This is a genomic window from Actinacidiphila bryophytorum, from assembly GCF_016916835.1.
In the GTDB taxonomy this organism is placed as follows: domain Bacteria; phylum Actinomycetota; class Actinomycetes; order Streptomycetales; family Streptomycetaceae; genus Actinacidiphila; species Actinacidiphila bryophytorum.
Genome location: NZ_JAFFIX010000016.1, coordinates 19,355 through 45,436 on the forward strand (window position 1 = coordinate 19,355; position 26,082 = coordinate 45,436).

General features: G+C 72.7%; 27 protein-coding genes. 9 read left to right on the forward strand and 18 right to left on the reverse strand.

What is annotated here, in order from left to right; all coding sequences use genetic code 11:
• The first annotated feature begins 222 nt into the window (after nucleotides 1-222).
• The 3 genes from JT723_RS22130 (at nucleotide 223) to JT723_RS22140 (ending at nucleotide 2,087) form a co-directional block, all read left to right on the forward strand.
• The gene (locus JT723_RS22130; RefSeq protein ID WP_205046495.1) at nucleotides 223-705 is read left to right on the forward strand and encodes a MarR family winged helix-turn-helix transcriptional regulator; all 483 of its coding nucleotides are present in this window, start codon (nucleotides 223-225) and stop codon (nucleotides 703-705) included.
• The gene (locus tag JT723_RS22135) at nucleotides 702-1,259 is read left to right on the forward strand and encodes an isochorismatase family protein (protein ID WP_205046496.1); all 558 of its coding nucleotides are present in this window, start codon (nucleotides 702-704) and stop codon (nucleotides 1,257-1,259) included. Before JT723_RS22130 ends, JT723_RS22135 begins: the two co-directional genes overlap by 4 nt.
• Before the next feature lie 66 nt (nucleotides 1,260-1,325).
• A complete protein-coding gene (locus JT723_RS22140) occupies nucleotides 1,326-2,087 on the forward strand; it encodes a hypothetical protein (RefSeq protein ID WP_205046497.1) in 762 nt (253 codons plus the stop codon).
• Here the strand turns inward: JT723_RS22140 and JT723_RS22145 are convergent.
• The 18 genes from JT723_RS22145 to JT723_RS22230 form a co-directional block, all read right to left on the reverse strand.
• Nucleotides 2,056-2,808 carry a ZIP family metal transporter gene (locus JT723_RS22145; protein WP_205046498.1) on the reverse strand — a complete coding sequence of 251 codons (753 nt, stop codon included), beginning with the start codon at nucleotides 2,806-2,808 and terminating at the stop codon, nucleotides 2,056-2,058. The genes JT723_RS22140 and JT723_RS22145 overlap by 32 nt on opposite strands.
• Before the next feature lie 74 nt (nucleotides 2,809-2,882).
• Nucleotides 2,883-3,842: an SGNH/GDSL hydrolase family protein gene (locus JT723_RS22150; RefSeq protein ID WP_205046499.1), complete on the reverse strand. Its 960-nt coding sequence runs from the start codon at nucleotides 3,840-3,842 to the stop codon at nucleotides 2,883-2,885.
• Nucleotides 3,843-3,978: 136 nt separating this feature from the next.
• Nucleotides 3,979-5,814, reverse strand: coding sequence for a transketolase (locus JT723_RS22155; RefSeq protein WP_205046589.1), 1,836 nt, complete (start codon nucleotides 5,812-5,814; stop codon nucleotides 3,979-3,981).
• 103 nt (nucleotides 5,815-5,917) lie between these two features.
• On the reverse strand, nucleotides 5,918-6,760 hold the full coding sequence (locus JT723_RS22160; protein WP_205046500.1) for an amino acid ABC transporter permease: 843 nt from the start codon (nucleotides 6,758-6,760) through the stop codon (nucleotides 5,918-5,920).
• The gene (locus JT723_RS22165) at nucleotides 6,757-7,401 is read right to left on the reverse strand and encodes an amino acid ABC transporter permease (RefSeq protein ID WP_205046501.1); all 645 of its coding nucleotides are present in this window, start codon (nucleotides 7,399-7,401) and stop codon (nucleotides 6,757-6,759) included. Before JT723_RS22165 ends, JT723_RS22160 begins: the two co-directional genes overlap by 4 nt.
• A 13-nt stretch (nucleotides 7,402-7,414) precedes the next feature.
• The gene (locus JT723_RS22170) at nucleotides 7,415-8,302 is read right to left on the reverse strand and encodes a glutamate ABC transporter substrate-binding protein (protein WP_491697038.1); all 888 of its coding nucleotides are present in this window, start codon (nucleotides 8,300-8,302) and stop codon (nucleotides 7,415-7,417) included.
• Nucleotides 8,303-8,346: 44 nt separating this feature from the next.
• Nucleotides 8,347-9,090 carry an amino acid ABC transporter ATP-binding protein gene (locus JT723_RS22175; protein WP_205046502.1) on the reverse strand — a complete coding sequence of 248 codons (744 nt, stop codon included), beginning with the start codon at nucleotides 9,088-9,090 and terminating at the stop codon, nucleotides 8,347-8,349.
• 10 nt (nucleotides 9,091-9,100) lie between these two features.
• Entirely contained in the window at nucleotides 9,101-9,352 is a 252-nt protein-coding gene (locus JT723_RS22180) for a TfoX/Sxy family DNA transformation protein (RefSeq protein ID WP_033175794.1), read from the reverse strand.
• A gap of 470 nt (nucleotides 9,353-9,822) precedes the next feature.
• Nucleotides 9,823-10,272, reverse strand: coding sequence for a DUF6278 family protein (locus tag JT723_RS22185; protein WP_205046503.1), 450 nt, complete (start codon nucleotides 10,270-10,272; stop codon nucleotides 9,823-9,825).
• Between the two features lie 49 nt (nucleotides 10,273-10,321).
• The gene (locus JT723_RS22190; protein ID WP_205046504.1) at nucleotides 10,322-11,101 is read right to left on the reverse strand and encodes an exodeoxyribonuclease III; all 780 of its coding nucleotides are present in this window, start codon (nucleotides 11,099-11,101) and stop codon (nucleotides 10,322-10,324) included.
• Between the two features lie 52 nt (nucleotides 11,102-11,153).
• Nucleotides 11,154-11,786, reverse strand: a complete 633-nt coding sequence (locus JT723_RS22195) for an MBL fold metallo-hydrolase (protein ID WP_205046505.1) — start codon at nucleotides 11,784-11,786, stop codon at nucleotides 11,154-11,156.
• Between the two features lie 123 nt (nucleotides 11,787-11,909).
• Nucleotides 11,910-13,253, reverse strand: a complete 1,344-nt coding sequence (pcaDC, locus tag JT723_RS22200; protein WP_307794045.1) for a bifunctional 3-oxoadipate enol-lactonase/4-carboxymuconolactone decarboxylase PcaDC — start codon at nucleotides 13,251-13,253, stop codon at nucleotides 11,910-11,912.
• A gap of 33 nt (nucleotides 13,254-13,286) precedes the next feature.
• A complete protein-coding gene (locus JT723_RS22205) occupies nucleotides 13,287-13,985 on the reverse strand; it encodes a hypothetical protein (RefSeq protein WP_240166017.1) in 699 nt (232 codons plus the stop codon).
• Nucleotides 13,982-15,130, reverse strand: a complete 1,149-nt coding sequence (locus tag JT723_RS22210) for an ROK family glucokinase (protein WP_205046506.1) — start codon at nucleotides 15,128-15,130, stop codon at nucleotides 13,982-13,984. The genes JT723_RS22205 and JT723_RS22210 overlap by 4 nt, the downstream gene beginning before the upstream one ends.
• Nucleotides 15,127-16,002 (reverse strand): ATP-binding cassette domain-containing protein, encoded by an 876-nt coding sequence (locus JT723_RS22215; RefSeq protein WP_205046507.1) that lies wholly within the window; start codon nucleotides 16,000-16,002, stop codon nucleotides 15,127-15,129. Before JT723_RS22215 ends, JT723_RS22210 begins: the two co-directional genes overlap by 4 nt.
• Complete coding sequence (locus JT723_RS22220) at nucleotides 15,999-16,988, reverse strand: ABC transporter permease (protein WP_205046593.1); 990 nt, start codon at nucleotides 16,986-16,988, stop codon at nucleotides 15,999-16,001. Before JT723_RS22220 ends, JT723_RS22215 begins: the two co-directional genes overlap by 4 nt.
• A 44-nt stretch (nucleotides 16,989-17,032) precedes the next feature.
• Nucleotides 17,033-18,064: a sugar ABC transporter substrate-binding protein gene (locus tag JT723_RS22225; RefSeq protein ID WP_240166018.1), complete on the reverse strand. Its 1,032-nt coding sequence runs from the start codon at nucleotides 18,062-18,064 to the stop codon at nucleotides 17,033-17,035.
• A 140-nt stretch (nucleotides 18,065-18,204) separates the two neighbouring features.
• Entirely contained in the window at nucleotides 18,205-18,984 is a 780-nt protein-coding gene (locus JT723_RS22230; protein ID WP_205046595.1) for a GntR family transcriptional regulator, read from the reverse strand.
• A 116-nt stretch (nucleotides 18,985-19,100) separates the two neighbouring features.
• Between JT723_RS22230 and JT723_RS22235 the strand changes: the two genes are divergently transcribed.
• From JT723_RS22235 to JT723_RS22260, 6 genes are all read left to right on the forward strand, one after another.
• A complete protein-coding gene (locus JT723_RS22235) occupies nucleotides 19,101-20,144 on the forward strand; it encodes a Gfo/Idh/MocA family protein (RefSeq protein WP_205046508.1) in 1,044 nt (347 codons plus the stop codon).
• Nucleotides 20,141-21,001 carry a TIM barrel protein gene (locus JT723_RS22240; protein ID WP_251513497.1) on the forward strand — a complete coding sequence of 287 codons (861 nt, stop codon included), beginning with the start codon at nucleotides 20,141-20,143 and terminating at the stop codon, nucleotides 20,999-21,001. The genes JT723_RS22235 and JT723_RS22240 overlap by 4 nt, the downstream gene beginning before the upstream one ends.
• A 254-nt stretch (nucleotides 21,002-21,255) precedes the next feature.
• Nucleotides 21,256-22,434 (forward strand): 5-dehydro-2-deoxygluconokinase, encoded by a 1,179-nt coding sequence (gene iolC, locus JT723_RS22245; protein ID WP_205046509.1) that lies wholly within the window; start codon nucleotides 21,256-21,258, stop codon nucleotides 22,432-22,434.
• On the forward strand, nucleotides 22,431-23,321 hold the full coding sequence (gene iolB, locus JT723_RS22250) for a 5-deoxy-glucuronate isomerase (RefSeq protein ID WP_205046510.1): 891 nt from the start codon (nucleotides 22,431-22,433) through the stop codon (nucleotides 23,319-23,321). The genes iolC and iolB overlap by 4 nt, the downstream gene beginning before the upstream one ends.
• Complete coding sequence (gene iolD / locus JT723_RS22255; RefSeq protein WP_205046511.1) at nucleotides 23,318-25,189, forward strand: 3D-(3,5/4)-trihydroxycyclohexane-1,2-dione acylhydrolase (decyclizing); 1,872 nt, start codon at nucleotides 23,318-23,320, stop codon at nucleotides 25,187-25,189. Before iolB ends, iolD begins: the two co-directional genes overlap by 4 nt.
• Before the next feature lie 381 nt (nucleotides 25,190-25,570).
• Nucleotides 25,571-26,041, forward strand: coding sequence for a hypothetical protein (locus JT723_RS22260; RefSeq protein WP_205046512.1), 471 nt, complete (start codon nucleotides 25,571-25,573; stop codon nucleotides 26,039-26,041).
• Nucleotides 26,042-26,082 lie beyond the last annotated feature (41 nt).

The window sequence follows — 26,082 nt, forward strand, 5'->3', positions numbered from 1 at the left end:
TGGCGCGGCCTGAGGGGCGAGTGCCGAGCGCAGTAAATGGACGTAGTGGGTGAAATCCGTCGTCAAGGGGGGCCTCCGCCGGCGTGCGGGCTGTGTTCGCTCGGCATTGGACACCCGGTGCGTTACGGGGCTGCTACGGACTGTTTTCCGGGAGGGACAGGAATCGGGCGGGGTCGACAGGCAAACTTGCAAGTTTTCCTGTCGGACTCCTACGGTGGAGGCATGCCGAGGGCCGATCGTGTGCGTACCGCTGACGAGTTGACCACGCTGGTCGCGCAGTTGGGGCGGCGGTTGCGGGCGGCTTCCGCCGAGGCGGAGCTGACGCCGTCGCAGCAGTCGGTGATGGGGCGGCTGGGGCGGCAGGGCGCCGCGACGACCGCCGGGCTCGCGCGCAGCGAGCTGGTCAGGCCGCAGTCGATGCGGCTGACCCTGGCCGCGCTGGAGGAGCGCGGGCTCGTGGCCCGTGCCCCGCACGCCACCGACGGGCGGCTGGTGGTCTTCTCGCTGACCGCCGAGGGCGCGGAGCTGCTGGGTTCGGGCCGGGCGGCCCGGCGCAGCTGGCTGGCGCAGGCGATCGACACCCGGCTCACCCCGCAGGAGCACCGCACGCTGGCCGCCGCCCTGCCGCTGCTGCAGCGGCTGGTGGACGACGGCAGCCCCGGCACCCCGCATCACAGCGACCCCACAGGAGATGTCCCGCAATGAGCGCCACCACCCTCGACCCCCGTACCGCCCTGGTCGTGATCGACCTGCAGCGCGGCATCGTCGCGCTGCCCACCGCCCACCCGGCGCAGGAGGTCGTCGCGCGCAGCGCGCAGCTGGCCGCCGCCTTCCGCAAGGCGGGGCTGCCGGTGGTGCTGGTGAACGTCACCGGTGTGGCGCCCGGCCGCACCGACGGCGGCCCCGCGACGAACCGTTCCTTCCCCGACGGCTGGGCGGACCTGGTCGGCGAGCTGGACCGGCAGCCGTCGGACATCACCGTCTCGAAGCAGCAGTGGGGGGCCTTCTACGGCACGGGGCTCGACATGGAGCTGCGCCGCCGCGGGGTGACCCAGATTGTGCTGTGCGGGATCTCGACGAGCATCGGTGTGGAGTCGACGGCGCGGGACGCGTACGAGCACGGCTACAACGTGACGGTGGCCGTCGACGCGGTGACCGACACGGACGCGGCGGCGCACGAGCGGTCGGTCGCGACGATCTTCCCGCGGCTCGCCGAGACGGGCAGCACGGCCGACATCCTGGGGCTGCTGCCGGCCTGAGCGATGCGCTCGGGGCGCGGCCCCACCGTAGTCGGCACCGCTCGAACACCGCTACGATGCCGCGCCATGAGCGACGACCTCCGCAATCTCGTCCTTGGCCTGGCCGCTGCCGCCGTCTGCGTGGCGCTCGGCTGGTTCGCCCGCAGCTATCTGTGGCGGCGCAGGCTGCAACGCAAGCAGCGTTTCTTCGGGCTGCCGAAGGACTCCGAGTGCCTGCTGGTGGTGCCGCGCGACCCGGGGTCGCGCGGGTGGAGCGTGGCGCGGCACGACGCTTTCGCGCTGCTGGAGCTGGCGGCGGTGATCAAGGAGTGCGGGGCGCACGCGGAGGTGCTGGCGCACGACACCGCCTGGCAGGGCTTCGGTGCGCGCACCGAGTTCTGCATCGGCGGACCGGCCGAGAACCTGCGGCTGGGGGCGCATCTGCGCTCGATGCTGCCGGGCGTCGAGATCAACGCCGATCCGACGCCCGGCCCCGACCAGGGCGCGATAACCGTCGGCGGGGACACGTACAAGCTGGAGAAGGGCGCCGTCGAGTACGTCCTGCTGGCGCGGCTCGCGGCGGCCGGCGACACGGGCAACGACCGCCCGGTCTTCCTGTCGTCGGGCCAGCGCGGCATCGCCAACCAGGCGGCCGTGCGGTATCTGGCCAGGCACCACGGGCGGCTGGCCCGTAAACACGGGGTGGACTCGACCTTCTGCCTGCTGCTGCGGGTGGTGAACTCCCAGGCGTACGGCTCCGACGTGGTGGAGCTGGTCGCCGACGTCACCAAGCAGGCCTCGGCGACGTCGAAGAAGTTCAGTCAGCGAGACCGATCACCAGCCACATGATGCCGGTGCCGGCCACCGTGCACAGCAGCGTGGAGCTGGAAGGGTGCGGACTGTGCGCCTCGGGGAGGATGTCGGAGGTCGCCAGGTAGAGCAGGAAGCCGGCGAAGAAGCCCAGGTAGAGGCCGAGCGCCCCGGACGGGATGGTGAAGGCCAGCGTGACGGCCGCGCCGGCGACCGGGGCGAGGGCGTCGGCGCCGAGCAGCAGTTGCGCACGGCGCTGCCCGTTCCCGTACATCCGGGTGATCGTGTACGTGTTGAAGCCGTCGGCGAAGTCGTGGGCGACCACGGCGATGGCGACGACGATGCCGACGGTGCTGCCGGCCTGGAAGGCGGCGCCGATCGCGAAGCCGTCCATGACGCTGTGGCCGACCAGGGCCGCGGCGGCGGTGATGCCGATGCCCTTGACGGGGTCGTGGGCGTGCCCGTGGCCGTGGGCGTGCGGGGCGTACTCGCCCTCGTGGGCGCGGTGGATGGCCACCGAGCGCTCGATGATGTGCAGGGCGAGGAAGCCGCACACGAACATCAGCAGGGCCGCGGGCACCCCGAAGACCACCCTCGGCTGGGTCTCCAGGGCCTCGGGCAGCAGATCGAAGCCGACGACACCGAGCATCAGCCCGGCGGCGAGTCCGAGGACGAGGTGGCGTCGGTCCCCGATGCGCTGGGCGACGACTCCGCCGACGAGGGTCATCGCGAAGGCGCACGCGGCTATCAGGACCGGCATGGATCGATGATCCATGACGCCGCGCGCGCCCGCGACTCAGGGTCGCCTTACCTGCGGTGATGCGACCGGGGAGGTCAGCGGCGCCTCGACGGGTCGCCGACCCTGGCGGCGACGGCCTGGGCCATCACCTGCTCGCCCTTGGCGTTGGGGTGGGCGGGGGCGGCGGGCGAGGCGGGGGCCAGCGGCTCGATCCAGCGGTCGGCGGGCGCCTTGCACATGTCGTGGCCGACGGTGGGCCGGTAGGTGTCGACGTACTCGGCGCCGTTGACGAGCGCCTCGATGGCAAGCATCGCGTTGAGCTGCTTCTCGGTGTCGCGCAGGTACGGGAAATCGCCGGCGGCGAAGGGCACCGAGGGGAAGCAGCCGACGCCGTCGTCGGGCAGCAGGTCGGGGTAGCCGACGACGACGACCCTGGCGTGCGGGGCCTGGCGGTGGACGGCCCGCAGCACCTGGGCGACCTCGGGGGCGGTCTTCACGACGTTGACGGTGAGCTGGTCGATGCCGCCCGCCCGGTAGTGCTGCTTGCAGGGGCTGCCTGCCGGGTCGGTGACGCTCAGGCCGGCGCAGGTGGCGATGATCGAGCCGAAGCCTATGTCGTTGCCGCCGATCTGCAGGGTGACCAGGGTGGTGTCCTTGGTGACGGCGTCGAGCTGCGGGGGGTTGGTGCCCTGCGCCTGCCACATCTGCACGGTGGTGGCCCCGCCGCAGCTGACATCGGTGAAGCCGGCGTACTTCCCGGCGGCGGCGACCAGCGAGGGGTAGTTCTGGTTCGACCTGGCGCAGTTGGCGTCGACCTGGGTGGGGATGGCGGGTCCCGAGGTGTAGGAGTCGCCGAGCGCCACGTAGTGGACGGCCGGCTTGCCGTGCCCCGCCCCGTGCTGCCCGCCGGAGTGGGCGGAGGCGGGGGTGACGGCCGCCGCGGTCAGTGCGAGCGCCCCGCCGAGTGCGGCGGCCCCCAGTCCGACCGCCCTGCGGCGCGCCCCCGTGCCCTGCTCCGCGCCCGTGCTTTTGACCGTGCCAGATCCGGCGGCCATGTGGCCCCTCCCCTGTGTCGACGTTGACGTCGATCAGGCTCAGGGTCGGGCGGGGCGGTGTCAATGGCCCGGACGCCGCCAGGCTACCCGGGCGTCACTTTCTGTTCGACCGGCTCGTACGGGCCGGCCCCCCAGTTCAGCTCGCGGCGAGCTTGCGGGCCGCGGCGGCGATGGCGGGGGCGCTGATGCCCGCCGCGTCGAGCTGCTGGGCAGGGGTCGCGGAGCCCGGCATGGTGTGGACGGCGAGGCGGGTGTGCCGGGGGGCGGGGTGGCCGTTGCCGAAGGACTCCATGACGGCGTCGGCGAGGCCGCCCTCGGGGTGGTGGTCCTCGACGATCACGAACCGGCCGGTGTCCTCCGCGGCGGTGCGCAGCGTCTGGGTGTCGACGGGCTTGACCGAGTACAGGTCGATGACCCGGGCGCGGGTGCCGTCGGCGACCAGCTGGTCGGCGGCGGCGAGCGCCTGGTGGACGGTGACCCCTGCGCCGATCAGGGTGACCTGGTCGTCGGGGTGCGAGCGCAGCACCTTGCTGCCGCCGACGGGGAAGGCGTCGCCGGGGCCGTAGATCACCGGACCCTCGCCGCGGGTGGCCCGCAGGTAGCTGATGCCGGGGCGGCCGGTCATGGCGGTGACGAGCTGGACGGTCTGGTTGGGGTCGCAGGGGTAGAGCACGGTGGTGCCGTGGATGGCCCGCATCATCGCCAGGTCCTCCAGGGCCATCTGCGACGGGCCGTCCTCGCCGATCGCGACGCCCGCGTGGGTGCCGACCACGTTGATCGACGAGCGGCTGATCGCGGCCATCCGCAGGAAGTCGTGGGCGCGGGTCAGGAACGCCGCGAAGGTGCACGCGAAGGCGGTCCAGCCGCGTACGCCCATGCCGACCGCCGCGGCGATCATCTGCTGCTCGGCGATGTAGCACTCGAAGTAGCGCTCGCCGTGGTCGGCGGCGAAGAGCTGGGCCTTGGTGGAGTCGCCGACCTCGCCGTCGAGGACCACGATGTCGTCGTGCAGCGAGCCGAGTGCGGCCAGCGTCTCGCCGAAGGCGGTACGGGTGGCGACCGAGCCGCCGGTGGCGTAGCGCGGCAGGGAGGTGTGCGGGTCGCCGCCGCCGCGGGGGGCGGGCTCGGCCTCGTCGGGCCGCCGGACCTCGATCCGCAGGTCGCGCCGGCCGCCGAGTTCGCCGATGGCCGCGTCCGGGTCGGTCAGCGGCTTGCCGTGCTTGCCCTCCTTGTCCTCCACCTCGCTGGCTCCCCTGCCCTTGCGGGTGCGGGCGATGATCGCGGTGGGGGCGCCGCGGGTGCGGGCCGCGGAGGTCATGGCCTCGTCGATGGCGGCGATGTCGTGGCCGTCGATCTCGACGGTGTGCCAGCCGAAGGCGCGGATCCTGCGGGCGTAGGCGTCCAGGTCCCAGCCGTGCCGGGTGGGACCGCGCTGGCCGAGCCGGTTGACGTCGATGATCGCGGTGAGGTTGTCCAGGCCCTCGACGCCGGCGTGCTCGAAGGCCTCCCAGACCGATCCCTCGGCCATCTCGCTGTCGCCGCACAGCACCCAGGTGCGGTACGGCAGCTTGTCCAGGCGGCTGCCGGACAGGGCGACGCCGACGCCGATGGGCAGGCCCTGGCCGAGCGACCCGGTGGCCACGTCGACCCAGGGCAGCCGGGGGGTGGGGTGGCCCTCCATGCGGCTGCCGAGCTTGCGGAAGGTCAGCAGCTCGTCGTCGGTGATGGCGCCGACCGCCTTGTAGGCGGAGTACAGCAGCGGCGAGGCGTGGCCCTTGGACAGGATCAGGTGGTCGTTGGCGGGGTTGTCCGGCCGGTCGAAGTCGTAGTGCAGGTGGCGGGCGAGCAGGACGGCCATCAGGTCGGCGGCGGACATCGAGGAGGTGGGGTGCCCGGAGCCGGCCGCGGCGGCGGCCCTGACGGAGTCCACCCGCAGCTGCTGGCCCAGCTCGGCGAGGTCGGTGTCGCTCATGGCGGAGGTGGGGGTGGTCGTCTGGCTCATGGCACCGTCTCTTTCCTCGCGGGGTCGGTCCGTCCCACCGTGCGGCTGCCCGGAGGCGGGGCGGACAAACCGCTCAGATCTCCTCGGGCAGCTCCGTCGTCACCTTGGTGCCCTTCGTCCTGGGGCTGCGCCGCTCGTGCCGGGCGACGCGGTTGGCGGTCCACGACAGCAGCATGCACATGCCGATGTAGACGGGCGCGATCACCATCACCACCGGGATGAAGGGCAGGTCGTAGTCGAGGTTGGTGGCGATGAGCTTTCCCGAGTAGAGGAACTCCTGGTAGGTGATGAGGTAGCCGAGCGAGGTGTCCTTGAGGGCCACCACCAGCTGGCTGATGATCGCCGGCAGCATCGCCCTGGCCGCCTGCGGAACCAGCACGTACGTCATCACCTGGGTCTTGCGCATGCCCAGCGCGTAGGCGGCCTCGCGCTGGCCGCGCGGCACCGCGTTGACCCCGGCGCGGAAGACCTCGGCCAGGACCGAGCCGTTGTAGAGGGTCAGGCCGATGATCAGGGCGAGCATCGGGTCCAGCTTGAGCGCGATGAAGATGAAGAAGATCATCACCAGCAGCGGCATCGCCCGGAAGAACTCCACCACCAGCGTGCTCGCCCAGCGCAGCACCCGGTGGTCGGACAGCCGCCCGGCGGCGAAGACCACCCCGAAGAGCAGCGAGAACAGTGCGGCCCAGCCGAAGGCCTTGAGGGTGTTGGCAAGGCCGGTCAGCAGCAGCCGCTGGATGCCCGCGTAGGTGAAGGGCCGCCATTTCACGGCGGAGAACTGCCCGGTGTCCACCAGCTTGTAGACGATGTACGCCACCAGCGCGGCCAGCAGCGCGCTGGTGATCCAGGCGTACACCCGGTGCCTGGCAAGCGCCCGGGGTCCCGGAATGTCGTAGAGGGCGCTGCTCGCGGTCATCGCGCAACCCCGAACCTGCGCTCCAGCAGGCCGAAGATGCCGGCGATGCTGAGCGTGACGATCAGGTAGCCCACCGCGATCCACACGAAGGTCCACACGATGCCGTATCCCAGTTCGTTGAGCGGCTTGTAGGTGCCGAGCAGTTCGGTGACCGAGAAGGAGCCGGCGATCGCGGAGTTCTTGGCCAGGGCGATCAGGGTGGAGCCGATCGGCGGGATCACCGAGCGGGCCGCCTGCGGCAGCACCACGAGCGACAGCGTCTGGCCGAAGGTCATCCCCAGGCTGCGGGCCGCCTCGCCCTGCCCGAGCGGCACGGTGTTGATGCCGGCCCGCACCGCCTCGCAGATGAAGGCCGAGGTGTACGCGCCGAGCGCCAGCACCGCGAAGACCATGAAGGGCAGCACCACGCCGAAGCGCGGCAGGCCGAGCAGCACCGCGAAGAACAGCAGGGTCAGCGGGGTGTTGCGGAGCACCGTGACCCACACGGTGCCGAACACCCGCAGCGCCTTGACCGGGGAGACCCGGAAGCCGGCGATCAGCACCCCGACGGCCAGCGCGAGCGCGCCGGCCAGCAGGGTGAGCTGGACGGTGCCCCACAGCCCCTTTCCGTACAGCGAGAAGTTGTCCGTCAGCACGCTCAACGCGTCGCTCCCGTCAGTAGCGGTCGACCGGCGGCGGGGTGGGCGCGGGCACCCCCGACAGGCCGAGGGTGGCGTCGTAGGCCCGCTTCCAGTCGCCGTTGCGCTCGTGGGCGACGATGGCGTCGTCCAGCGCCAGCCGCAGTGCGGTGTCGCCCTTGGACACGCCGATCCCGTAGGGCTCCTTCGAGAAGGGCTTGCCGACGACCTTCATCTCCTCGGGCGCCTTGGCTGCGTAGCCGAGCAGGATCGAGTCGTCGGTGGTGACCGCGTCGACCTGGTAGGTGAGCAGGTTGTCCACGCACACCGAGTAGGTGTCGTAGGTGACCGGGGTGGCGTCGGGGTAGTCGGCCTCGATGCGCTGGATGGAGCTGGAGCCGGCCGCCGAGCAGACCTTCTTGCCCTTGAGGTCCTGCGGCCCGTCGATGTCGTGCTCGTCGGTGCGCACCAGCAGGCCCTGCCCGGCCATGTAGTACGGGCCGGCGAAGCCCACCTGGCGTTTGCGCAGCGCGTTGATGGTGTACGTGCCGACGTACATGTCGATCTGCCCGTTGCTCAGCGCGGTCTCCCGGTTGGCCGACGCGATGGCCTTGAAGCTGATCCGGTCGGCGGGGAAGCCGAGCGAGGCGGCCGTCATCCGGGCGATCTCGATGTCGAAGCCCGAGTACGCCCCCGTGGCGGGGTCCTTCTCGCCCAGGTAGGGCTGGTCGTCCTTGACCCCGACCACCAGCCGCCCGCGGCGGTGGGCGCGGGTCCACGTGGGCGAGTCGGGCAGCGAGAAGGCGGTGTCGACACGGTAGGAGGGCAGGTCGCCGGGCTTGGGCCCCTTGGCCGGCGGGCTGCCCTGCCGGCCGCAGCCGCAGGCCAGCACCAGGACCAGGGCGGCCAGCAGCAGGAGCAGCACGCGGGGCGCGGCGGGGCGGGCGGTCGGGGTCACGGGGCGCCCGGTCAGTGGTGGAGGATCTTGGACAGGAAGTCCCGGGCGCGGTCGGTGCGCGGGTCGGTGAAGAAGTCCTCCGGCACCCGGTCCTCGATGATCTGCCCGTCGGCCATGAAGACCACCCGGTCCGCGGCGGAGCGGGCGAAGCCCATCTCGTGGGTGACCACGACCATCGTCATGCCCTCCTCCGCGAGCTGCTGCATCACTTCCAGCACCTCGTTGATCATCTCGGGGTCGAGGGCGGAGGTCGGCTCGTCGAAGAGCATCGCCTTGGGGTCCATGGCCAGGGCGCGGGCGATGGCCACCCGCTGCTGCTGGCCGCCGGACAGCTGGGCGGGCAGCTTGCCCGCGTGGGCCAGCAGACCGACCCGGTCCAGGAGTTCGCGGGCCTTGCGCTCGGCCTCCGCCTTGCCGCGGCGCCGGACCTTCAGCGGCGCGAGCATCACGTTGTCCAGCACGGTCCTGTGGGCGAAGAGGTTGAAGGACTGGAAGACCATGCCGACGTCGGCCCGCAGCCGGGCCAGTGCTCGGCCCTCGGCGGGCAGCGGCTGACCGTCCACGGTGATGGTGCCGGCCTGCACCGGCTCCAGGCGGTTGATCGCCCGGCACAGCGTGGACTTGCCGGAGCCCGAGGGGCCGATGACCACCACGACCTCGCCGCGGCCGACCGTCAGCTCGATGTCCTTGAGCACATGGAGCTGCCCGAAGTGCTTGTTGACGCCGCTGAGGACGATCAGTGGGTCGGCCGGCATACCGGGGCGGTCAGCCGAGCACGCGGTGGACGAGTGTGTCGCGCTCCGTCTGGGGGATCGCGGTCCACCGCATGCCGCGCAGGGCGCCTTCCAGCGCCAGCAGGGTGTGGGTCTGCGCGTCGTCCGGCAGGTCGGGGCGGATCTTCTCGAAGGCCCTGCCCGATCCCAGCCGGCGCAGTTCGCCGGCGTCGTCGACGCCGGCGCGGCGCAGACGGTCGGCGAGCACCGCCCCGATGTTCGGCAGCTGCTGTAGGGAGTCCACGTGGTGCCTCCGGTGCCAGGCTGATGGGGAGTCAAGGGAACGTCTGCCGCCATCATGCACATATGCCGCACCGCACCCGGGCGATCAGGGCGTTGACACGCCCTGGCCGTAATCCCTGCGTGGGGTCCGCACCACCGTTTCGGGTGACAAGCCCCTGCGGGGCCGGCGTGTTCCCTCCGGGCTGCCCGGACCGCCGGTTCCGGGACCTTCCGCCGGTGGTGGGTTGCTCGCGCAGTTCTCCCCCAGAGCTTCGCCTGGGCGGTACCCCCACGCGCCCCTGAGGGTCCCCCCTTAGTCCTCTGCCTTCTTGGTCGGCCTTCCTGCTCACTGTCTCCGCGGACGGCCTCGTGCCTCGACCGGCCACTGCGAGAGCTCGTGCGTCAGTCCTCTGCGTTCTCGGGTCGGCCTTCCTGCTCACTGTCTCCGCGGACGGCCTCGTGCCTCGACCGGCCACTGCGACAGCTCGTGCGTCAGTCCTCTGAGACCTCCGCCAACACCTGGCTCAGCTCAGGGCTGCCGTTTTCCGCCCAGGCGTGGCCCACTTCGACCGGGTCGATCTCGCGGCCGGAGGCGAGGCGGACCACCGGGTGGCCGTTGGGCCACACCTGCCAGGTCGCGCCGGGGACGGTGCGGACGACGACCGTGCCGAGGTAGAGGCCCGCGTCGTTGCCGAGCCGGTCGAGGGTCTGCTCCTCGTCGTCGCGCCAGTTGGGCACCACCTGGTCGAGCGCGCTCAACGAGGCGGCGGAGTCGTCGAGTTCGACGCCGTCGTCGGCGGCCCTGGCCCGCAGCATGGGGCACTCGCCGAGGAGTTCCGCCAGCATCGCGGGGTCGGGACCGCCGTCCGCACTGCCGAAGACCGCGAAACCGCGGGGCGTCGCGTGCCGTTTGCGCCACTGGCTCAGGAGCGGGATGTCCATTGCTCCAGCGTCGCACCGCATCCACCCCCGCGGTACCAGGCGCGCGGCGTCAGAGGTCGAGGTCCACCACGACCGGGGCGTGGTCGGAGGCGCCCTTGCCCTTGCGCTCCTCGCGGTCGACGTAGGAGTCGGAGACGGCCTTGGCGAAGGGGGCGTTGCCGTACACCAGGTCGATGCGCATGCCGCGGTTCTTGGGGAAGCCCAGCTGGCGGTAGTCCCAGTACGTGAAGGGGTGGTCGTACTTCAGCGGGCGCGGCACCACGTCGGTCAGGCCGGTGCCGCGCAGCGCGGCCAGCGCCTCGCGTTCGGGGGCGGTGACATGCGTCTGGCCCTCGAAGACGGTGAGGTCCCACACGTCCTGGTCGGTCGGCGCCACGTTGTAGTCGCCCAGGACCGCGAAGGGCAGGTCGCCCGCCGCGTCGGCGGCCACCGCGGCCCGCAGCGCCCCGAACCACTGGAGCTTGTACGCGTAGTGCGCGTGGCCGACCTCGCGGCCGTTGGGCACGTACACCGACCACAGGCGGACCGGGCCACAGGTCGCGGAGACCGCCCGCGGCTCCTGCACCCCGTCGTAGTCCGGTCCGCCGGGCAGGCCCTTGACCACGTCGGCCAGGCCCACCCGGGAGATCAGCGCCACGCCGTTCCACCGCCCGTCGGCGTTGACCGCCGCCTCGTACCCCAGCTCGCGCAGCTCGTCGTAGGGGAACTGCTCGTCGGTGCACTTGGTCTCCTGGACGCACAGGGCGTCCGTGCCGCTGCTCTCCAGCCAGCCGAGCAGCCGCGGCAGCCGGGCGGTGATCGAGTTGATGTTCCAGGTCGCGATGCGCATGCCCACCAACCTAGCGGCTGGGTCCGACAGTGGGCCTGCGCGCCCCGGCCGGTCAGGTCGCGGTGCCCTCGCCCGGGGCGAGCCGCAGGTGGTCGGCGCCGCTGAGGTTGGCCAGGTGGGTGTCGTACAGCGGCCGGGCCAGGTCGGTCAGCAGCGCGTCGTGGACGTCGACGGTGCGCCGCGGCTTGACCTCCCTGACGTAGTCGATGACCTCGGAGATCTTGCTCCAGGGCGCCATCAGCGGCAGCAGCAGCGTGTCCACCGGGTAGCCGGGCACGGTCAGCGCGTCGCCGGGGTGGAAGACCCCGGCGTCCACCAGGTAGCCGACGTTGGTGATCCGCGGCAGGTCGGGGTGGATCACGGCGTGCAGCTCGCCGTGCACCTGCACGTCGAAGCCCGCGGCGGTGAAGGTGTCGCCGTGGCCGACGGTGTGCACCCGGCCGGGGAAGGCCGCAGACAGCTGCTCGGCGACGCTCGCCAGCGTCCACAGCTCGGCCGCCGGGTTGGCCTCAAGGCCGGCCCGCAGCCGCCCCGGGTCGAAGTGGTCGGGGTGCTCATGGGTGACCAGGATGACGTCGGCGCCGACCGCCGCGTCCTGCTCGCTGAAGACACCCGGGTCGATGACGAGGGTCAGCCCGTCCTTCTCCATCCGGACGCAGGAGTGCCTCTTCTTGGTCAGCTTCACTGGATTCCACCCTCGCCGGTGCGCGTCGGTCGGACTCTCGGTTCCCGGGGGCGCACGGCGCACCCCCGGGGTCGTGGCTTCCTGCGGCGCCGCGCGGGGCGGCGGCGCCCTCATCCCATCCTGCTACGGTTGCGCGCCGGTCTCCTGCTCGACCACGGTGCGTGCCGCGGCCAGTGCGGCCCGTGCGGCGGGCACCCCGCAGTAGACCGCGGTGTGCATCAGCACCTCCTCGATCTCGGCCGGGCTCAGCCCGATCCGCAGCGCGCCCCTGACGTGGTCGCCCAGCTCCGCGAGCTGGCCGGTCACGGCCAGCGCGGTGAGCGTGACGCAGGCCCTGGTGCGCCGGTCCAGGCCAGGCCTCGCCCATATCTCGCCCCACGCGTAGCGGGTCGCGAAGGCGTCGAAGCCGCTGCCGAACCCCTCGCCGGAGGGCGCCAGCGGCCGGTCGGTGCCGGCGCTGCCGCCGATGACCTCGCCGCGGATGCGGGAGCCCTCGGCGAGCCGGTCCGGTGTGACGGACGCGGGCAGCCGCGCGGGCGGCACCGGCGGGACGGGCGGCGGGGGCAGCGGCACCGCGGCGGGGGCGTGGTCCTGCCAGGCGGTGCCGAAGTGCGTGGCGAGCAGTTCGCCGACCGCGGTGGGCTCCTCGACCGGCGCCAGGTGCCCGGTCGCGGGGACCACGGCGAGCCGCGCGTCGGGGATGCCGGCGACCAGCAGCCGGGCGTCGGCGGGCGGGGTCTCGGTGTCGTCGGCGCCCGCCACCACCAGGGTGGGCACTCCTATGCTGCCGAGCGAGTCTCGGATGTCGAAGGCCGCGAGCGCCTCGCAGGCGGCCACGTAGCAGGCCGGGTCGGTGCTGGCGACCATCTGCACGGCCCACTCGGTGATGGCCGGCTGGGTGGCCAGGAAGGCGTCGGTGAACCAGCGCTTCGGCCCGGTCTGCGCGGTGCGGTCCAGGCCGTTGGCGCGGACCACGACACCGCGCTGCCGCCAGGTGTCGGCGCTGCCGAAGCGGGCGGCGGCCGACACCAGGGCGAGGGCGGCGACCCGGTCGGGCCGCAGCAGGGCGAGGCGGGCGCCGATGGCGGCGCCGAGCGCGCAGCCGGCGTAGCCGAAGGTGTCGATGCCCTCGTCGTCGAGGACCGCGAGCAGCCGTCTGGCCAGGTCGTCGACGGAGGACGCGGGTTCCGCGGGGGCGCCGCCGTGGCCGGGCAGCTCGTAGCGCAGCACCCGCCAGTCGGTGGTGAGCATCGGCAGTTGGCGGTCCCACATGTGCCAGGTCGCCCCGAGGGCGGGACCGAGGACGAGCACGGGGGCGCCCTCGGGCCCGTCGAAGCGGTACTGCAGCGGAGGCGCTCCTGCGTACATGTCGTCCATGTCGTCGTAGTCGGCCATGCGGTCCGCCGGGTAGCCGGCCGCGTAGTCGGCTGCGGCGCCGAAGGGCGCGTCGGTCGTCAGCTCGCTCATCGCTTCACGCTACCGACTCCTGGGGCCACCGGGTCACCCACCCCCGAAGCCGTGCTGGAAGTTGACGGTCGACACGACGTAGACGACGGGTGCGTCGGCGTGCGTGAGGTCGACCGTGATGTCGTGGTCGGGCTTGTCCCCTGCCTGGTGGGAGGACATCCCGGCCCACTGGTGGTCGGGGATGTGGAAGTTCCAGCCGACCTGGTCGGCCTGCTCGTCGCTGATCGAGACCTTGCCGTCGTGCAGCGCGGCCCTGCTGGTGCCGAGTTGCGCGAGGAAGGTGTCGAGGCCGCCCGCTGTGGTGGTGAACTGGCAGTAGAACTCGCTGGTGTCCCAGGAGTTGGTCTCCAGGTAGCCGTCGTGGACGGTGCCGTCGGGGATCGGCACCTGGTAGATGCGCCGGGTCAGCTCGCTGGGCACGACCCAGGTCAGATGGCGTGCGGCGGCCTGCTTCTGGACGTCCTGGCCGCTGTTGCGGCTCTGCGCCGCCGAGATGAGCACATAGCCGAGCGGTACGAGCACCAGCAGCGGCACCACGACCCAGCGCACCCAGCGGGGCAGTTCGCGCGGCGGCGGCAGCGCGGAGCCGCCGCTCCCGGGTCCGCCGCCCGGCCCTTCGCCGCCGTCGCCGCCGGGGCCGCCGGGGCCGCCCGCGGCCGGCTCCCCCTGGGGGGCGTCGGGGTCGCCTTCCGCGTACTGCGGTACGGCCTCCCGCTCGGGGGTCGTCGTCACGAGTCGGCCCCCTGCCGGCCGTAGATCCTGCCGTAGCGCTCGTAGCGCTCGACGCGGCGCCGGTTGGCGCGGCGGAAGCGGCGGGCGACCAGGCGGGCCAGGTCGGCGGCGCCGACCATTCCCGCCTCCGGTCCCAGCTCCGCCTTGGCGATCCTGGCCTCGGGCCGGTAGCCGCGGCCGGTCAGGGTGCGCCGGAAGGCTTCCCTCGCGGGGGTGATCAGCAGGTCGTCCGCGGCGCTGACGCCGCCGCCGATGACGAAGCAGGACGGGTCGAGGGCGGCGGCGAGGTTGGCGATGCCGACGCCGAGCCACTGGCCGATGTCCTGGAAGAGCTCGACGCACATCGGGTCGCCCGCCCTGGCCAGCTCGGTGATCAGCGGCCCGGTGATGTCGCCGACGTGGCCGCCGACCCGGTCGATGATGCCGTAGGCGACGGGCGAGTCGGCGGCGGCCAGCTCGCGCGCCTCCCTGACCAGCGCGTTGCCCGAGCTGTACTGCTCCCAGCAGCCGCGGTTGCCGCAGGCGCAGCGGTGGCCGCCGGGCACCACCTGCATGTGGCCGAACTCGCCGGCGACTCCGTAGCGGCCCCGCTTGACCTGGCCGTCCTCCAGGATCGCGCCGCCGATGCCGGTGCCCAGGGTGATCATGACCAGGTCGGCCTCGCCGCGCCCGGCGCCGAAGCGCCACTCGGCCCAGGCGGCGGTGTTGGCGTCGTTGTCGACCATGACGGGGACCAGCAGCCGGTCGGCGAGGCGCTCGCGCAGCGGCTCGTCGCGCCAGGACAGGTGCGGGGCGAAGAGGATGCGGGAGCGGTCGGCGTCCACCCAGCCGGCGGCGCCGATGCCGACCGCGTGCACGTCGTGCCGCTCGGACAGGTCGAGGACCAGCTCCACGATGGTGTCCTCGACCACCTTGGGGCTCTTGGACTTGTCGGGCGTCTCGGTGCGCAGCGTCTCCAGGATGACGCCGTCGGCGTCGACCACGCCGGCCATCACCTTGGTGCCGCCGATGTCGATGCCGACGGTCGGCACCCTGGGCGCCGTCAGGTGGCTGCGCCGCTCCCGGCGCTCGGCACCGCTGACATTGCGCCACACCGTCGCTCTGGCGGCGCTGCCGCGGTACACACGTTCACGATTGGCACTCAAGCGCGGGTCTCCGGGTCGGTGGCGGCCTCGGCGCCCGCGGCCGGTGGGTCCCCGGCCGCCGGCCCGTCGGCCGCCGGTGTGCGGCTCAGCTCATGCGTCAGCTCGTCCAGCTCGCTGCCCCCGGCCATCTCGCGGGTCAGCTCGTCCAGCGTAATGTCCCGCTTGAGGTGGCTGCCCGACATCGTGCCGCGCTTGAGCAGGACGAAACGGTCTCCGACCAGGTAGGCGTGGTGCGGATTGTGGGTGATCAGGACCACGCCGAGTCCCGCGTCGCGGGCCGCGGCCACGTATTTGAGCACCATGCCCGACTGCTTGACGCCGAGTGCGGCGGTGGGCTCGTCGAGGACCAGCACCCTGGCGCCGAAGTGCACGGCCCTGGCGATGGCCACGCACTGCCGCTCGCCGCCGGACAGGGTGCCGATGGGCTGGTCGACGTCCCGCAGGTCGATGCCCATCCGCAGCAGCGCGGCATGGGTGGTGCGGCGCATCTCGCCGACGTCGAGGCGGCGCAGCGGGCCGCGGCCCCTGGTGGGCTCCGAGCCGAGGAAGAAGTTCCGCCATACGGGCATCAGCGGCACCACGGCGAGGTCCTGGTAGACGGTGGCGATGCCGCGGTCGAGGGCGTCGCGCGGCGAGGCGTGCCTGACCTGCTCGCCGGCGACCGCGTACCTGCCGGAGTCGTGCGGGTGCAGCCCGGCGATGATCTTGATGAGGGTGGATTTGCCCGCGCCGTTGTCACCCAGGACACAGGTGATCTCTCCGGCGTGCACTTCCAAGGAGACGTCCCGCAGGGCGCGGACGTTCCCGTACGACTTGGAGATGTCGGTCAGCGCGACCAGCGGCGGCGCCGACTTGTCGAGGATCGAGGTCATGCGGTGGCCTCCGCCCGCCTGCGGACCCAGGCGTTGAGCAGGGTGGCGAGCAGCAGCATCGCCCCGAGGAAGAACTTGAACCAGTCCGGGTTCCACTGGGCGTAGACGATGCCCTTGTTGGTCATGCCGAAGATGAACGCGCCGACCGCGGACCCGATGGCGCTGCCGTAGCCGCCGGTCATCAGGCAGCCGCCGATGACGGCCGCGATGATGTACAGGAACTCGTTGCCGACGCCCTCCCCCGACTGGACCACGTCGAAGGAGAACAGCAGGTGCTGGCCGGAGATCCAGGCGCAGAAGGCGACCGCCATGTAGAGGCCCACCTTGGTGCGGGCGACGGGGACGCCGACGGCGCGGGCCGCGTCGGCGTTGCCGCCGGCGGCGAAGATCCAGTTGCCGGCCCGGGTGCGCAGCAGCACCCAGGTGGCGACGGCGACCAGGCCGAGCCACCACAGGATGGTCACCTGGAGGTCGACCGAGCCGATCGTCCAGTGCGAGGCGAAGACGTCCTGCGCGGCGGGGAAGCCCTCCATGTCACCGATCGACTTGGTCGCCACCGTGCCGCTGATCAGCTTGGTCAGGCCCAGGTTCAGGCCGGTCAGCATCAGGAAGGTGCCCAGCGTGATGATGAAGCTGGGCAGCTTGGTGCGCACCAGCATGATCCCGTTGAAGGCGCCGAAGGCCAGTGTCACCAGCAGCGACACCCCGATGCCGACCCAGACGTTCGCGGTCATCTGGAAGCTGAACATCGAGGAGGCCAGCGCGGAGCTGGTCACCATCACGCCGGCCGACAGGTCGAACTCGCCGCCGATCATCAGCAGCGCCACCGGCACCGCCATGATCCCGATGGTGGAGGAGGCGTACAGGACGGTGCCGAAGCTGGACCACTGCAGGAAGGAGTCGGCGGCGAAGGAGAAGAAGACGAAGACCGCCGCAGCCCCGACGACCGCCCCCAGCTCGGGCCGCCCGAGCAGCCGCCGCACCATGGACCGCGGCGCGAGCCGCTCGTCCGCGGACAGCACGAGCCCGGTCACCGGGTCCCCCGCTTGGCGTACGACAGCAGCGCGTCCGCGTCGTCCTTGGTGACGATCTGCGGGCCGGTCAGCACGGCCTGGCCGCCGCCGAGGGTGTCCTTGTTGTAACGGTAGAGCCACAGCAGGTCCACCGCCTCGTAGCCCTGCAGGTAGGGCTGCTGGTCGACGGCGAAGCCGATGGTGCCGTTCTTCAGCGAGGTCGCGACCTGCGGGTTCAGGTCGAAGGTGTCGATCTCGGCGCTCGACCCCGACTGGGCCTTGGCCTTGGCTGCGGTGTCGGCGAAGGGGGCGCCGAGGGTGACGACGGAGTCGATGGACTTGTCGGCCTGCAGCTTGGCCTGGATCGCGGAGAGCACGTCGGGCATGTTGGTGCCGTTGACGTAGAGGTTGTCCATGCGGCCCTGGAACTTCTCCTTGGCGCCCGCGCAGCGCGCTTCGAGGCCGACGTTGCCCTGCTCGTGCAGGACGCACAGGGCGTGCTTCCTGCCGCGGGTGTTCAGCTCGTCGCCGACCGCGTTGCCGGCGATCGTCTCGTCCTGGCCGATGTGGGTGAGCGCGCCGAACTCCTTGGACTGGGCGGCGCCGGAGTTGATGGTGATCACCGGGATGCCGGCCTTGACGGCCTTGGCGACGGCCGCCTTCATCGCGTCGGGCTTGGCGAGGGTGACGATCAGGCCGTCCACGTGCTGGTCTATCGCGGCCTGGACGAGCTGCGCCTGCTGGTCGCCCTGGTCGCTGTTGGAGTAGACGAACTTGATGTTGTCCTTGGCCGCGGCCTGCTTGGCGCCGCTCTGGACGATGTCCCAGAAGGTGTCGCCCGCCCCGGAGTGGGTGACCATGGCGACGGTCCACTTCGGCGTGTCCACCGCCGACCCGTTGGCCGCGAGCTTCTTGGCCCGGTCCTCCGCGCGCTTGCCGCCGGTGCTGCTGCACCCGGCCAGGCCGGCCGCGCCGAGCACCACCGCCAGCAGTGCGCCCAGCGCCTTCGTTCCCGCCCTTGCCATCGCCACGTGGCCCTGCCTTTCCATGCCGTTCCTGTTGCAGCCGTGGTGGGAGTGCTGCGAAACGCTTCGAGCGACGACCATCCCGGCGGGCCAAGTATCCGTCAAGAGGTACGGCAACCCTGCCGCCGGGCGGCTGGTGCGGGGTCTGGCCTTGCGTTTACGGCTCAGCCGCGGACCAGCAGCCGGAATTCGAAGGTGTAGCGCGAGGCCCGGTAGACATGGGCGCCGTACTCGACGGGCCGGCCGCGGTCGTCGTAGCTGATCCGGCGCATGGTGAGCAGCGCGGCCCCCGCGGGCTCGCCGAGCAGGCCGCATTCCTCGGCACTGCCGGAGCGGGCGCCGACGCTCTGCTGTGCGCTGTGCAAGGTGATGCCGTGCCGCCGCATCAGGGCGTACAGCCCGCTGCTCTCCAGCTCGGCCGTGGGCAGCTCCAGCAGGTCGCTCGGCAGGTAGTTGCACAGGTACGCCATCGGCTCGCCGCGGGTGAGCCGCAGCCGGTGCACCACGCTGACCTGGCAGGACTCCGGCAGCCCGAGCGCGGCGGCGACCTCGGCCGGGGCCGGGCCGCGGGTGTTGTGCAGAACCCGGGTGGTGGGGTGCAGGCCGGCGGCGGCCAGGTCGTCGTAGAGGCTGCTCAGCTCCAGCGGGCGGGCCACGTCGGTGTGCACGACCTGGGTGCCGACCCCGCGGCGGCGCACCAGCAGGCCCTTGTCGACCAGCGACCTGATCGCCTGGCGGACGGTGGGGCGGGACAGGCCGAGGCTGGCGGCCAGCTCGATCTCGTTGCCGAGCAGGCTGCCGGGGGTGAGCGCACCGTCCTCGATGGCCGCCTCCAGCTGGCGGGCCAGCTGGAAGTACAGCGGGACGGGGCTCGCCCGGTCCACGGCGAGCCGCAACTGTGCGGGCTCGTGCTTGGGCACGCTGGGAGCGTAGCGGGAGGGCATCATGACGGGAAGTCCTTATGTCCGGACAAAGCGTTGACACAGGCGAGGGTGGCGCGGGAGGTTGGGACGGCGCGGACAGCCGTCACGTCTCCTCTTCCGAAGGGGCAGGAGCAGCAATGCGGATCGGACTCATCGGCGCAGGACGGATCGGCGCCTTCCACGCCGGGACGCTGCAGGCGCACCCCGACGTCGGCGAGCTGCTGGTCGCCGACGCAGACGCGGGCCGCGCACGGCAGGTCGCCGCGGCCGCCGGAGGGCGCGCCCTGCCGGTGGACGCGCTCTTCGCGGCCCGGCCCGACGCGCTGGTGATCGCCTCGGCGACCGCGGCGCACGCCCGGCTGATCGCCCGGGCGGCGCAGGAGGGGCTGCCGGCCTTCTGCGAGAAGCCGATCGCCCTCGACCTGGCCGGTACGGTCGCCGCGCTGGACGCGGCCGAGGCGGCGGGCGCGGTCCTGCAGATCGGCTTCCAGCGCCGCTTCGACCCTGGTTACGCCGCCGCCCGGCAGGCCGTCGCAGCGGGCAAGCTCGGCCGGCTGCACACGGTGCGCACCGTCAGCTCCGACCCGGCACCGCCGCCCGCCGCGTACGTGCCGCTGTCCGGCGGGCTCTACCGGGACTGCCTGATCCACGACTTCGACATACTGACCTGGGTGACCGGGCGGGCGGTGACCGAGGTGTACGCGGCCGGTACGAATGTCGGCGCCGACTACTTCAGAGCCGCGGGCGACGCCGACACCGCGGCGGTGCTGCTCACCCTGGAGGGCGGCGTGCTGGCCACCGCGACGGCGACCCGCTACAACGCCGCCGGGTACGACGTGCGGATGGAGCTGGCGGGAACCGACGGCCAGGTCGCGGTCGGCGTCGCCGCCCGCACCCCGCTGACCTCGGTGGAACCCGATGCCGCAGCGCTGCCGGGGCCGCCCTGGTCGGGCTTCCTCGACCGCTTCGGCTCGGCCTACCGTGCCGAAATGGACACCTTCCTGCGCGTCGCACGCGGCGCCGAGGCCAATCCCTGCGAGGGTCGGGACGCGCTGCGCGCCCTGCTGGTCGCCGAGGCCTGCGAGGTCTCCCGGCACGAGCGGCGCCCGGTGCCGGTCGCCGAGGTCGAGGCGGCCGCCAGGGCCTGCCGGGGCGAGGCGCGGAAGGGAGCGGTGGCGTGAGGCGGGAGCGGATCGCGGCGGCGCCCATCTCCTGGGGGGTGTGCGAGGTCCCCGGCTGGGGGCACCAACTGGCCCCCGACCGGGTGCTCACCGAGATGACGCAGCTGGGCATCACGGCGAGCGAGTTCGGCCCCGACGGCTTCCTGCCGGGGCCGCTGCTGGCCGCGTACGGCGTCACGGCGGTGGGCGGCTTCGTGCCCGCGGTGCTGCACGATCCGGACCACGACCCGCTGCCGGACGTACGGGCCGCCCTCGACCGCTTCACCGCGGCGGGCGCCCGCACCCTGGTGCTGGCCGCGGCGACCGGCCTGGACGGTTACGACGAGCGCCCGCAGGTGGACGCGGCGGGCTGGCGTACGCTGCTGGGCCGGCTTGACGAGATCGCGGCGCTCGCCGGCTCGCTGGGCGTCACGGCGGCACTGCACCCGCACGTCGGCACGGTCGTGGAGGGACCCGAGGAGGTCGACCGCGTCCTCGACGGCAGCGGGATCGGCCTGTGCCTGGACACCGGCCACCTGCTGGTCGGCGGCACCGACCCGGTCGCCCTCGCCCGTCGCGCCGCCTCCCGCGTGGCGCACGTCCACCTCAAGGACGTCGACGCGCCGGCCGCCGACGCGGTCCGCACCGGCCGCACCACCTACACCGCCGCGGTCACCGCCGGCCTCTACCGCCCCCTCGGCGCGGGCGACCTCGACCTCCCGTCCCTCCTCACGTCCCTGGAGTCCGCGGGCTACCCCGGCTGGTACGTGATGGAACAGGACACGGTCCTCCCCTCCCCACCCCCACCCGGCGCCGGCCCCCTCCCCGACATCCAGTCCTCCCTGACCTGGCTCCAGTCCTGGACCCCCGAACAGTGAAGCCCACCGAGCAGCCCGAGTCCCTTTCGTGGCAAGAGCCCGAGCAAACCCACCCCGTCCCGGCGCAAGAGTCCGCACAAACCCACCCCACCCGGGCGCAAGAGCCCGAGCAAACCCACCCCGTCCCGGCGCAAGAGTCCGCACAAACCCACCCCACCCGCGGGCAAGAGGCCGAGCAAACCCAGCCCGTCCGGCGTTTGAGGACGAGCGGGCAAGTGGACGCAGAGGCCGCACAAACCCAGCCCGTCCGGCGTTTGAGGACGAGCCGGGAAGAGGACGCGGGCGTCACACAAGCGCAAGGCCCGTACGACGTCGTCACGCTCGGCCGCGTAGGCGTGGACCTCTACCCCCAGCAGACCGGCGTCAGCCTGGCCGACGTCCACACGTTCGCAAAGTACCTCGGCGGCACAGCCGCCAACGTGGCGGTGGCAGCCGCCCGCCTCGGCCTGAGGACGGCAGTCCTCAGCGCCGTCGCCCCCGACCCGTTCGGGACCTTCGTGCGCACCGCCCTCACCGGCTTCGGCGTGGACCCCGCCCTGGTCCACACGATCCCCGGCACCCAGACCCCGGTGGTCTTCTGCGAGCTGTTCCCGCCCGACGACTTCCCGATCCACTTCTACCGCCGCCCCGTCGCGCCCGACGAGTGCCTGACGCCGGACGTCCTGGACGCACCGGCGACGGCGGCAGCCGTCCGCACCGCCCGCGCCCTGTGGATCACCGGCTCCGCACTGGCGGTCGAACCGACCCGTTCGACGGTCTTCGCGGCGCTGGAGCGCCGCGCGGGCGGCGAGGTCTGGTTCGACCTGGACTGGCGGCCGGGTTTCTGGGCGGACCCGGCGGAGGCGCCCGCGCTGTACGCCCGCGCGCTGTCGTACGCGACGGTGGCCGTCGGCAACCGCGCGGAGGTGGAGGTCGCGGTGGGCACCGCGGACCCGGAGTCGGCGGCCGGGGAGTTGCTGCGCCGGGGCGTGCGCACCGCCGTGGTGAAGCAGGGTCCGGCGGGCGCCCTGGTGCGTACGGCCAGGGAGCGGTACGTGGCGCCGCCGATGCCGGTGAAGGTCGTCAACGGCCTGGGCGCGGGCGACGCGTTCGGCGGCGCGCTGTGCGCGGGCCTGCTCGCGGCGGACCCGCTGCCGCAGGTACTGCGGGCGGCCAACGCGGCGGGCGCGATCGTGGCGTCCCGCCTGGCGTGCGCGGACGCGATGCCCACCCGGGCGGAGATCGACGCGGCACTCCACGACCGCCAGCCCCCAGCCACCCCGGCCGCAGGCACGGGCGCCGCACCGCCGCACCCGGAACCCACCGACGCCGGGACTCCCCCCGAGCAGCCCGCCGCAGGCGGGCCGGCGGGCACAGCAGCCGCACCCCCCGCCCGGCCCGCGCAGGCACCTCGCGGAACCCGCGCCCCCCACCCGGGAGTTGACCAGGTATGACGCACATCCCCGCGGGCCGCGGCGCCCGGGACGGCTACGACCTGTGGATCGACCCGGCGTCCGCGGGGTGGGCGTACTCGGCGCTGCGGGTGCTGGCCCTGGAGCCGGGCGGGCAGCGGGAGTTCGCGACCGGGGACAGCGAGTGGGTGGTACTGCCGCTGGCCGGGGCGTGCACGGTGCTGGCCGGCGGTGAGGCCTTCGCGCTGCACGGCCGCGCCGACGTCTTCTCCGGCGTGTCGGACTTCTGCTACCTGCCGCGGGACGCGCACGCGACGGTCGCGTCCGCGGAGGGCGGGCGTTTCGCGCTGGCGGGGGCGCGCTGCTCGCGCCGGCTGCCGGCCCGCTACGGCCCGGCGTCCGGTGTGCCGGTGGAGCTGCGGGGTGCGGGCGGCGCGAGCCGCCAGGTCAACAACTTCGCCGCGGCCGGTGTCTTCGAGTGCGACCGGCTGATCGCGGTCGAGGTACTGACCCCGGGCGGCAACTGGTCGTCCTTCCCGCCGCACAAGCACGACGAGGCGGGGCCGCACGAGTCGCAGCTGGAAGAGGTCTACTACTACGAGCTGTCCGGCGGGCAGGGCGCGATGGGCTACCAGCGGGTCTACCCGTCGCCGCGCGGCACGACCGACGTACTGGCCGAGGTCCGCTCGGGCGACGCGGTGCTGATCCCCGACGGCTGGCACGGCCCGAGCATGGCGGTGCCCGGCTACGACATGTACTACCTCAACGTCATGGCGGGGCCTGGCCCTTCGCGGCAGTGGCTGATCTCCGACGACCCGGCGCACGCGTGGGTGCGGGAGGGCTGGGCGGCCCAACCCCTGGACCCCCGGCTGCCGTTGTACGAGGCGCCGCGGGCGCCGCAGCCCCCTTCGGAGGAGGACGGCTCATGAGGCTGACGGTGGCGCAGGCCCTGGTCCGCTTCCTGTCGGTGCAGTTCACCGAGCGGGACGGGGTGCGGCACCGCACGGTCGCCGGGATGTGGGGCATCTTCGGTCACGGCAATGTCGCCGGTGTCGGCCAGGCGCTGCTGGAGGCGGGCCCGGAGGCGATGCCCTTCCACCAGGGGCGCAACGAGCAGGCGATGGTGCACGCGGCGGTCGGCTACGCCCGGATGAAGCACCGCCTGTCCACGCTCGCCTGCACCACCTCGATCGGCCCAGGGGCCACGAACCTGGTGACGGGCGCGGCACTGGCGACGGTGAACCGGGTGCCGGTGCTCCTGCTGCCCGGTGACGTCTTCGCGACCCGGCCCGCCGACCCGGTCCTGCAGCAGCTCGAAGTGCCGTGGGCGTACGACGTGTCGGTCAACGACGCGCTGCGCCCGGTCTCCCGCTACTTCGACCGGATCTGGCGCCCGGAGATGCTGCCCGCCTCACTGCTGCAGGCGATGCGGGTGCTGACCGACCCGGTGGAGACCGGGGCGGTGACACTGGCGCTGCCGCAGGACGTGCAGGCGGAAGGCTACGACTGGCCGGACGAGCTGTTCCGCGAGCGGGTCTGGCACGTACGGCGTCCGCTGCCCGACGCGGCGGCGCTCGCCGAGGCCGCACAGCTGCTGCGGTCGGCGCGGCGCCCGCTGGTCGTGGCGGGCGGCGGGGTGCGGCACGCCGAAGCGGCCCCCGTACTGGCGGAGTTCGCGGAGGCGACCGGTATCCCGGTGGCGGAGACGCAGGCAGGGAAGGGGTCGCTGCGCTGGGACCACCCGCAGGCGCTGGGCGCGATCGGCCACACCGGAACGCCCCCCGCGGACGCGGCGGCGCGCGAGGCGGACGTGGTGCTGGGCGTCGGCACCCGCTGGACGGACTTCACGACCGCCTCGGGCTCGCTCTTCGCGTCCGGGACGCGCTTCGTCAACCTCAATGCGGCGGCTTTCGACGGCCACAAGATGGCGGGCCTGGCGCTCGTGGGCGACGCGCGGGCCGGACTGGCCGCGCTGACCGCGGAGTTGGCGGGCTTCCGTGCGCCGGAACGGGAGTACGCCGTCGCCGAGTGGCGGGCGCGTACGGCCGCGGTGCTCGGACAGGGCGACGAGGGCGGGGGCGGCGACGGGGACGGCCCGTGGCCGCCCTCGCAGGCCGAGGTGATCGGCGCGCTGGACGCGGTGCTGGCCGACCGGGACGTGGTCGTCAACGCGGCCGGGTCGATGCCGGGCGACCTGCACAAGCTGTGGCGCTCCCGGGACCCGGAGCAGTACCACGTCGAGTACGGCTACTCGTGCATGGGTTACGAGATCCCGGCCGCGATCGGCGTGCGGCTCGCGGCTCCGGACCGCGAGGTCTTCGCGCTGGTCGGCGACGGCACGTACCTGATGCTGCCGACGGAGATCGTCACGGCCGTGCAGGAGGGCGTGCCGGTCAACCTGGTGATCGTCCAGAACCACGGCTACGCCTCGATCGGCGGCCTGTCGGCCCAGGTGGGGGCGGAGGGCTTCGCGACCGCCTACCGCTTCCCCGGCGCGGGCGGCGACTTCACCGGGGCGCCGCTGCCGGTGGACCTGGCGGCGAACGCGGCCAGCCTCGGCCTTGAGGTCTTCACCCCCGGCAGTGCGAAAGAGCTGCGCTCCGCCCTTGCCGCGGCCCGCAACTCCCCCCGCCCGACGGCCGTCTACGTCGAGACCGACCCGTCCCGCCCGGCGCCGGGGGCCGAGGCCTGGTGGGACGTGCCGGTGGCGGAGGTCTCCACCCGCCCGGCCACCCGCGCCGCCCGAGCCGCCTACGAGGCGTCCCGCCCGGCACCAGGCAGCCGCCCCACCCTGTGACGCTTGTCACAGCCGACGCCGCCCGCCCCACCCGGCGCCCGGTACGCGCGTAGCGCGGAAGCAGGTGCGGGTTCCGCTTGCCGAAAGCGCTCTCACGCACCCACGGGCGCACTCCGGCGACGCGCCCGTTCCGCTTGCCGGAAAAGTCTCACGCCTCACATGTGACGCGATCCGGCTGTGACCTGCGTCACCGCTTCCTGCCGGTTCCCTTTTGATCCGGACAGTGGTCATGATCTCCCTGCCGTCGATCGAACATTTCCCCTGCGTTCGACAAGAAGGCACCTGACGTCGGAGGATGAAGATTTTCCGGCGATTCACTGCATTCGATGAAGCAGTGAGATCACTTTGATCCTCATAGGATCTGTACGGACGGAGAACCCCATGCTGAATCGTCGTGTGGCAAGTGTCCTGGTCGGTGCGGCCGCGGTCATCGCCCCCGTCGCGATCAACGCGCCCGCCCAGGCGGCGGCCCCCTCGTCGGCGAAGCCGAGCGTCGTCAGGCCGATGGTCCTGACGGCGGCCATCGGCGCGAACGGCACGTCGGCGCGCTGCCAGGCGACCGGGAAGAGGGCGTGCTTCTTCGCCGGACCGAGCGTCGGGAGCACGTACGCCATCTGGTCCACCAGCAGTTCGAGCCAGGACCTCACCGGCTACTACTTCGGCTCGTCGGGCACCGGTGAGAACACGGCCGTCTACCACATGGCGCAGGCCCTCGCGTGCAGCACCTACGCCCCCAACTCCTGCACCGTCTACGCCGGCTACAGCTACGCGGGCAACTCCGACCACGAGTCCCACGGGCAGGTCGGGAAGCTCTACTACACCAACAAGGCCGCCTACTCCTTCGTTGTCTGACCGGTAACCCGGGCAGACACACCTCGCGGGTGCGCCGTCCC